Source organism: Sphingopyxis sp. H053 (assembly GCF_001468225.1).
GTDB lineage: Bacteria > Pseudomonadota > Alphaproteobacteria > Sphingomonadales > Sphingomonadaceae > Sphingopyxis.
On sequence record NZ_LNRU01000015.1, the window covers coordinates 97,192 to 103,342 of the forward strand.

Sequence of the window (6,151 nt, forward strand, 5' to 3'; positions counted from 1 at the left end):
AGGCCTAAGCTTCGCCCAATATGGATGATAAGATGACTGCCGCAGTTCCCACCATTTCGATGTCGCTCCCCGCCGACCAGTTCGCGAAGGATTTCGGCGCGTCGTTCGAACGCTTCGGTTTCGCGATGATCACCGATCACGGCATCGACCCCGCGCTGATCGACCAAGCCTGGGACAAGGCGAAAGCCTTTTTCGCGTTGCCCGAGGAAACCAAGCGCGCCTATCATATCGCCGGTGGCGGTGGCGCGCGCGGCTACACTCCGTTCGGGACCGAGATCGCCAAGGGCGCGAAGGAAGTCGACCTCAAGGAATTCTGGCATGTCGGCCGCGACCTGCCCGCGGGGCACCGCCTTGCCGCGCAGCAGCCAAACAATGTCTGGCCCGCCGAGGTCGACGGCTTTCGTACCGCCTATGACAAGCTCTTCGCCGAATTCGACCGCGTCGGCGCGCGTCTCCTCTCCGGTATCGCGCGCTACCTCGGCCTCGCGCCCGATTTCTTCGACGACACCGTCGCCGACGGCAACAGCGTGATGCGCCTGCTCCATTATCCGCCCGTCGAAGCCCCGGCGAAGGGAATCCGCGCCGAGGCGCATGAGGATATCAACACGATCACGCTGCTGCTCGGCGCCGAAGAGGCGGGCCTCGAAATCCTCGATAAGGACGGCAGCTGGCTCCCCGTCTCGCCGCCTCCGGGCGCAATGGCGGTCAACGTCGGCGACATGCTCCAGCGGCTGACCAACAACAAGCTGCCCTCGACCACGCACCGCGTCCGCAACCCCGATGCGGGCCGCGCGAGCGTCGCGCGCTATTCGATGCCCTTCTTCCTCCACTTCCGTTCGGACTATCCGATCGAGACGCTCGAAAGCTGCGTCGATGCATCGCACCCGAATTTATATCCGACGCCGATCACGGCGGACGAGTATCTGCAGGAGCGGCTGCGCGAGATCGGGTTGAAGAAATAAGCGAATGACGGTTCCGGGGTGCTTAGCTGCCATCCCCTCCTTTCGTCATCCCGGACTTGATCCGGGATCCACCGCCGCGTTGAAGTCATGGACCCCGGATCAAGTTCGGGGTGACGATGATGGATATGTCAGCAACTGGTCGAAATCAGCCTACCGCCCCTCCCAAAAATCGAACACCGCCTGCTGCTGCTCGCGAATAAACCGCGCCGCCGCTGCGCCCTCCCACGGGCCGTCATAACCGAGCAGCAAAGCCGTTCCGCCGACCCACCAGCCTTGTCCCGGCAGCCGGTCGCTCTCGCGCACCACCAGCACCGCCAGATCGGGTTCGCCGTCCATCGCGCTCAGGCGGTCGACTTCCTCGAGCGTCCGGCACACCGCGCGCATCTTGGGCCGGGTGAAGCGGAAACCGAGGTCACCGAGCAGTTCGGAATAGCTGACGCTCCGCCCCGCGCGCGCCGCCTCGATCAATATCGCGCGGATGCGCGGCGCGTCGCCCAGCGCCGACACATCGGCCGTGCTTTCCTCGCCGCCTAAACCCTGGTCTTTGGCGGCCACGGGATGAATCCGGAGGTGCGCGCGACATAGTCGGCATAATCGGGCCGCGTCTTGTGCAGCCCCTTTTCGAGAAGTGCCTTGCCCGACCATCTGGTGAGCGTGAAGGTCAGGAAGACCGGCCCGATCACGCTCGCGAGCGCGGGCGCCCAGCCGAGGTCGGCGACGATCAGCCAGAGGCCCCACCAGGTCAAAGCGTCGCCGAAATAATTGGGATGGCGCGTGTAGCGCCAGAGGCCCGTGTCGAGCACCTTGCCCTTGTTCGCGGGGTTTTTCCGAAAGGCGTCGAGCTGCGCGTCGCCGATGCTTTCGAACGCGATGCCGGCGAGCGCCGCCGCCGCGCCGATCCAGCCGATGACGCCGACGCTCGCGGCCGGGTCGCGCGCGCTCGCCCAGATGCCGATTTGCGCGGGCAGGCAGGTGATGAACAGCAAGGGCGCTTGCGTCAGGAAAACCATGACAAGCGCGGTCTTCGCCCAGCTCCACCTCCGCTTCTCCATCGAGTACGCGAAGATTTTCTTGTAGCGCGGGTCCTCACCATGGCTCGCCCAGCGGATCGTCAGATGGATCGCGAGCCGCAGTCCCCATAGCGAGGTCAGGCCGAGGAGCAGCTTGGCGTGCGCGCCCTCCGCGCCGACCTGCCACCATGTGCCCCACGCGAGCAGCACCATGCCGAATGCCCAGAAGGCGTCGATGAACGACACGTCGCGGATCAGGGTCGCGATGCCCCAGAGCAGCAGGATCGCGCCCAGCAATCCACCGAAATTGATCGTCAGCAGCAAAAGGGCGTCACTCACGCGCGCATGTCTCGTTCCTCATCGCGGCCGACGATGTCATCGATCGAGCGCGCCTGCCGCTCGGGGAATCGAGCGCTATGGCTCTTATATACCTCAAATACCTTCATCATGTCGGCGCGAAAGTCGCCTGTGGGCCAGATCAGCGGGCCGAGCCCGCCGGTCTTGGTGGCATAATCCATGAAGCCGACGACGAGCGGAACCTTGGCGGCCATCGCGATCTGATAAAAGCCGGTGCGCCATTTCGCCGTCTTGCCGCGTGTGCCTTCGGGCGCGACGGTCAGCATGAATTCGGCGCGGCGCGCGAATTCATCGACCATCTGCTGGACGACATTGCCGCCGCCGCGGCGATCGACCGGGACACCGCCCATCTGGCGGATGAAGCCGCCGAGCGGCCAGCGGAACAGCGATAATTTGCCCATGAAAAAGGGCCGGATCTTGAGGTCGGCGGTCAGCCCGAGGAAATTGACGAAATCCCAATTGCTCGTGTGCGGCGCCGCGATCAGGATGAAGCGGCGCGGTTCGGGCACCTCGCCGACGGCTTTCCATCCGCGCATCCGGTACAGCAAAAGCAGAAGGCTGCGCACCGCGCGCGCCACCAGCCCCGGCGGGTCGTCATTCATTCGTGTCACGCTTGGTCCTCTCCCATGGCCCGAATTGCGCGAAAGGCGCACGCGGCGCAAGAGGTGCGCGCATCGCGGCTTGCGGCGATGCCGTCTTTCTGCTCCCTTCATCCGCAAAACAGGGGAGAAAATGATGAAGACGCTGTCCGCGCTGCTGACGTCCGCCATACTGCTTGCCGCGCCCGCGATCGCCGCCGAGGCGCAGCCGCGCCCCGACCAGCTCGCGTTCCGCGGCCTTTACAAGGAGCTGGTAGAGACGAACACGACGCTCTCGTCGGGCAGCTGCACGCTCGCTGCGGAGCGCATGGCCACGCGGCTGAAGGCGGCGGGCATACCGGCGAGCCAGCTGACCCTGTTCGCCACCGCTGAAAACCCCAAGGAAGGCGGTCTCGTCGCCGTCTATCCGGGTACCAGCAAGACCGCGAAGCCGCTCCTGCTCGTCGCGCATATCGACGTCGTCGAGGCGAAGCGCGCCGACTGGGAACGCGATCCGTTCGTCATGGTCGAGGAGAATGGCTATTTCTATGGCCGCGGCACCGCCGACGACAAGGCGCAGGCTGCGGTGTGGGTCGACACGCTGATCCGTTTCCAGCAGGCGGGCTACAAGCCCAAGCGCACGGTCAAGGTCGCGCTGACCTGCGGCGAGGAAACCAATGGTGCGTTCAACGGCGTCGAATGGCTTGCCGCGAACAAGCGCGACCTGATCGACGCCGAATTTGCGCTCAACGAAGGCGGCGGCGGCGACAGCGACGGCAAGGGCAAGGTGCTCGGCCAGTCGGTGCAGGTCGGCGAAAAGACCTTCGCGAACTTCCGCCTCGAAACCCGCAATCCGGGCGGTCACAGCTCGGCGCCAGTGCCCGGCAATGCGATCTACGAACTTTCGCGCGCGCTGACCAAGGTTGCGGATTATGATTTCCCGGTCGAGATGACCGACACGACGCGCCGCTTCTTTGCCGAGGCCGGCGCCGCGCGCGGAGACGAGACGGGCAAGGCGATGGTCGCGCTGGCGACGAACCCGACCGACAAGGCGGCCGAGGCGATCATAAACAAGGATCCATTCCTCCACAGCAATTTGCGCACCACCTGCGTCGCGACTTTGCTCGACGGCGGCCACGCCCCGAACGCGCTGCCGCAGCGCGCGGGGGCGAACATCAATTGCCGCATCTTCCCGGGGCACAGCATCGAATCGATCAAGGACGAACTCGGACGTGTGATCGGCGATCCGGGCGTCACGATCACCCAGCTCCCGCCCAAACGCCCCGCACCGCCCGCGCCGCCGCTCGACCCGAAGATCCTCGGTCCGATGCAGACACTCGTCGACAAATATTGGCCGGGGCTGAAGGTCATCCCGTCGATGGCGAACGGCTATACCGACGCGACCTTTCTGGGTGCGGTCGGCATCCCGACCTATGGCATCCCCGGCATGTGGGGCGACCCCGACGGCAATGGCGCGCACGGCCTCAACGAACGCATGGAAGTGCGCTCGGTCTATGTCGGCCGCGATTATATGTTCGATCTGGTGAAGGCTTACGCGGACAAGCCTTGACGGGATTTGGCCCTAGCCGACGAACGCGCGCTCGATGACGAAGTCGCCGGGCGCGGTGTTCGAGCCTTCCTTGAAGCCGAGCGCCTCGAAGCGCGCTTCGAGGTCGCGGATCATCGCCATGCTGCCGCACATCATGATGCGGTCGGTGGCGGGATCGAAGGCGCTCGGGCCGGTCAGCGGATGGCCAAAGAGCAATCCGTTTTCGATCAGTGCGTCGATGCGGCCCGTCGTGGGGAAGGGCTCGCGCGTCACCGTCGGCAGATAGTGGAACTGGAGGAGCGCCTGATCCTGCACAAGCGGATCGCCCGCAAGCTGGCTTTCGAGCTCGTCGCGGAAGGCGAGGTCGCTGACCTGCCGCACGCAATGCACGATCACGATCTGGTTGAAACGCTCGTAAATGTCGGGGTCGCGGGCGAGGCTGAGGAAAGGGGCAAGCCCCGTCCCGGTCGACAGCATGAACAAACGCCGCCCGGGGGTCAGCGCGTCGGCGACGAGCGTCCCCGTCGGCTTGCGGCCGAGATAGACGGGATCGCCCGGTTGGATCAGCTGGAGGCGCGAGGTCAGCGGGCCATCGGGCACTTTGATCGACAGGAATTCGAGCTCGTCGGCATAGGCGGGGCTCGCGATCGAGTAAGCGCGCAGCAGCGGGCGGCCTTCGCCGGGCAGGCCGATCATCACGAACTCGCCCGACCGGAAGCGAAAGCTCGGCGGCCGCGTGATCGTGAAGCTGAACAAATGCTCGTTCCAGTGGCGCACCGAACGCACCTCCTCGACGGTCAGCGAGGCGGAGGGGGCCAGCTTGGCGGCTTCGGCAATACGGTCACTCATCACTTTGGACTTTCCTGATGTGTCATGGTGCCGGCCGCGAGGGCCGGCATATCGAATCCCGTCGCGACCAGCCGGTCGATCGCGGCGCCCATCGCTTTGGCGATCGGGCCGGCGCTTTCTCCCTCGGCCAGCAAGGCCAGCGTCGCATGGGCATTTGCGGCGTTCTCAAGCGAAAAATCACGCCAGAGTCCAAGCAGAATTGCTTCATTCTCTGAAATCTGGAGACAGGGCAGGGGCGCGAGCAGCAGGGTTTCGACCGCATCGCCGGCAAGCAGCGCCATCGCAACGTGAAAGTCGGGCAGGGCGCCCGCGGCACCGACCGCAGCAAAGCCCCGATGGAGCACGTGCGGCGGACATCGCCCGCGCTCGGCGGCGTGAACCCACCCGCGCATCGCCCAGAGCAGGAATCGCCCGCTGTTGCAAAGGCTGTCCACCCGGCGATCGACAAAGGCGTACATCGCTTCCCTTTCCAGCGCGCGCGACAAGCCGCGCCGGCGGGCTTATATGTTATTGCGAGTCATTTGCAATTCAATATTTCTGTCAGGGAATGCCGCAGGCGGGCTGAATCCGGCCGTTCGGCCCAAAGGAAGCGCACCCGTCCGGCCGCTCAAGACCGGGCATGGCCGCGCTCTTTCTTCCTTCGTCATTCCCACGTCCGCGGGAATGACGAATGTCGGAACATTAGCTCAGCACCCTAACGCCAAACTGCTTCACTGCCGTTTGCCTTGCCACACGCTGCGGCCGAAATGCGCCGGTTGGGCAGCGCCGAGGACGAGGCCGGGGCGGCGCGCGGGGGCGCTGCCCAACCGGCGCATTTCGGCCGCAGCGTGTGGCAAGGCAAACGGC

7 protein-coding genes are annotated in these 6,151 nt (G+C 65.2%); 2 read left to right on the top strand and 5 right to left on the bottom strand.

Going from position 1 to position 6,151, the window contains the following annotated elements; translation table 11 throughout:
• Positions 1-32: 32 nt before the first annotated feature.
• Positions 33-962: an isopenicillin N synthase family dioxygenase gene (locus ATE70_RS22060; protein WP_058539704.1), complete on the top strand. Its 930-nt coding sequence runs from the start codon at positions 33-35 to the stop codon at positions 960-962.
• A 150-nt stretch (positions 963-1,112) separates the two neighbouring features.
• On the opposite strand, the gene ATE70_RS22065 is transcribed toward ATE70_RS22060, so the two are convergent.
• The 3 genes from ATE70_RS22065 to ATE70_RS22075 are packed head-to-tail and all read right to left on the bottom strand — an operon-like array spanning position 1,113 to position 2,931.
• Complete coding sequence (locus ATE70_RS22065; protein ID WP_058539687.1) at positions 1,113-1,517, bottom strand: hypothetical protein; 405 nt, start codon at positions 1,515-1,517, stop codon at positions 1,113-1,115.
• Positions 1,493-2,311, bottom strand: a complete 819-nt coding sequence (locus ATE70_RS22070) for a DUF1295 domain-containing protein (RefSeq protein ID WP_058539688.1) — start codon at positions 2,309-2,311, stop codon at positions 1,493-1,495. The genes ATE70_RS22065 and ATE70_RS22070 overlap by 25 nt, the downstream gene beginning before the upstream one ends.
• Positions 2,308-2,931, bottom strand: coding sequence for a lysophospholipid acyltransferase family protein (locus ATE70_RS22075; protein ID WP_058539689.1), 624 nt, complete (start codon positions 2,929-2,931; stop codon positions 2,308-2,310). Before ATE70_RS22075 ends, ATE70_RS22070 begins: the two co-directional genes overlap by 4 nt.
• Positions 2,932-3,064: 133 nt before the next feature.
• Here ATE70_RS22075 and ATE70_RS22080 point away from each other — a divergent pair, with 133 nt between their 5' ends.
• Entirely contained in the window at positions 3,065-4,477 is a 1,413-nt protein-coding gene (locus tag ATE70_RS22080) for a M20/M25/M40 family metallo-hydrolase (RefSeq protein WP_058539690.1), read from the top strand.
• Between the two features lie 12 nt (positions 4,478-4,489).
• Here the strand turns inward: ATE70_RS22080 and ATE70_RS22085 are convergent, their stop codons facing one another.
• Both ATE70_RS22085 and ATE70_RS24995 read right to left on the bottom strand, forming a co-directional pair.
• Positions 4,490-5,305, bottom strand: a complete 816-nt coding sequence (locus tag ATE70_RS22085) for a ferredoxin--NADP reductase (protein ID WP_058539691.1) — start codon at positions 5,303-5,305, stop codon at positions 4,490-4,492.
• Positions 5,305-5,586, bottom strand: a complete 282-nt coding sequence (locus ATE70_RS24995) for a hypothetical protein (RefSeq protein ID WP_156419670.1) — start codon at positions 5,584-5,586, stop codon at positions 5,305-5,307. Before ATE70_RS24995 ends, ATE70_RS22085 begins: the two co-directional genes overlap by 1 nt.
• Positions 5,587-6,151 lie beyond the last annotated feature (565 nt).

Bases quoted from the DNA above. Each gene is read 5' to 3' on its own strand.
- ATE70_RS22085 (WP_058539691.1), bottom strand. From the start codon at position 5,305: ATGAGTGACCGTATTGCCGAAGCCGCCAAGCTGGCCCCCTCCGCCTCG.
- ATE70_RS22075 (WP_058539689.1), bottom strand. From the start codon at position 2,931: ATGAATGACGACCCGCCGGGGCTGGTGGCGCGCGCGGTGCGCAGCCTT.
- ATE70_RS22060 (WP_058539704.1), top strand. From the start codon at position 33: ATGACTGCCGCAGTTCCCACCATTTCGATGTCGCTCCCCGCCGACCAG.
- ATE70_RS22080 (WP_058539690.1), top strand. From the start codon at position 3,065: ATGAAGACGCTGTCCGCGCTGCTGACGTCCGCCATACTGCTTGCCGCG.
- ATE70_RS24995 (WP_156419670.1), bottom strand. From the start codon at position 5,586: ATGGCGCTGCTTGCCGGCGATGCGGTCGAAACCCTGCTGCTCGCGCCC.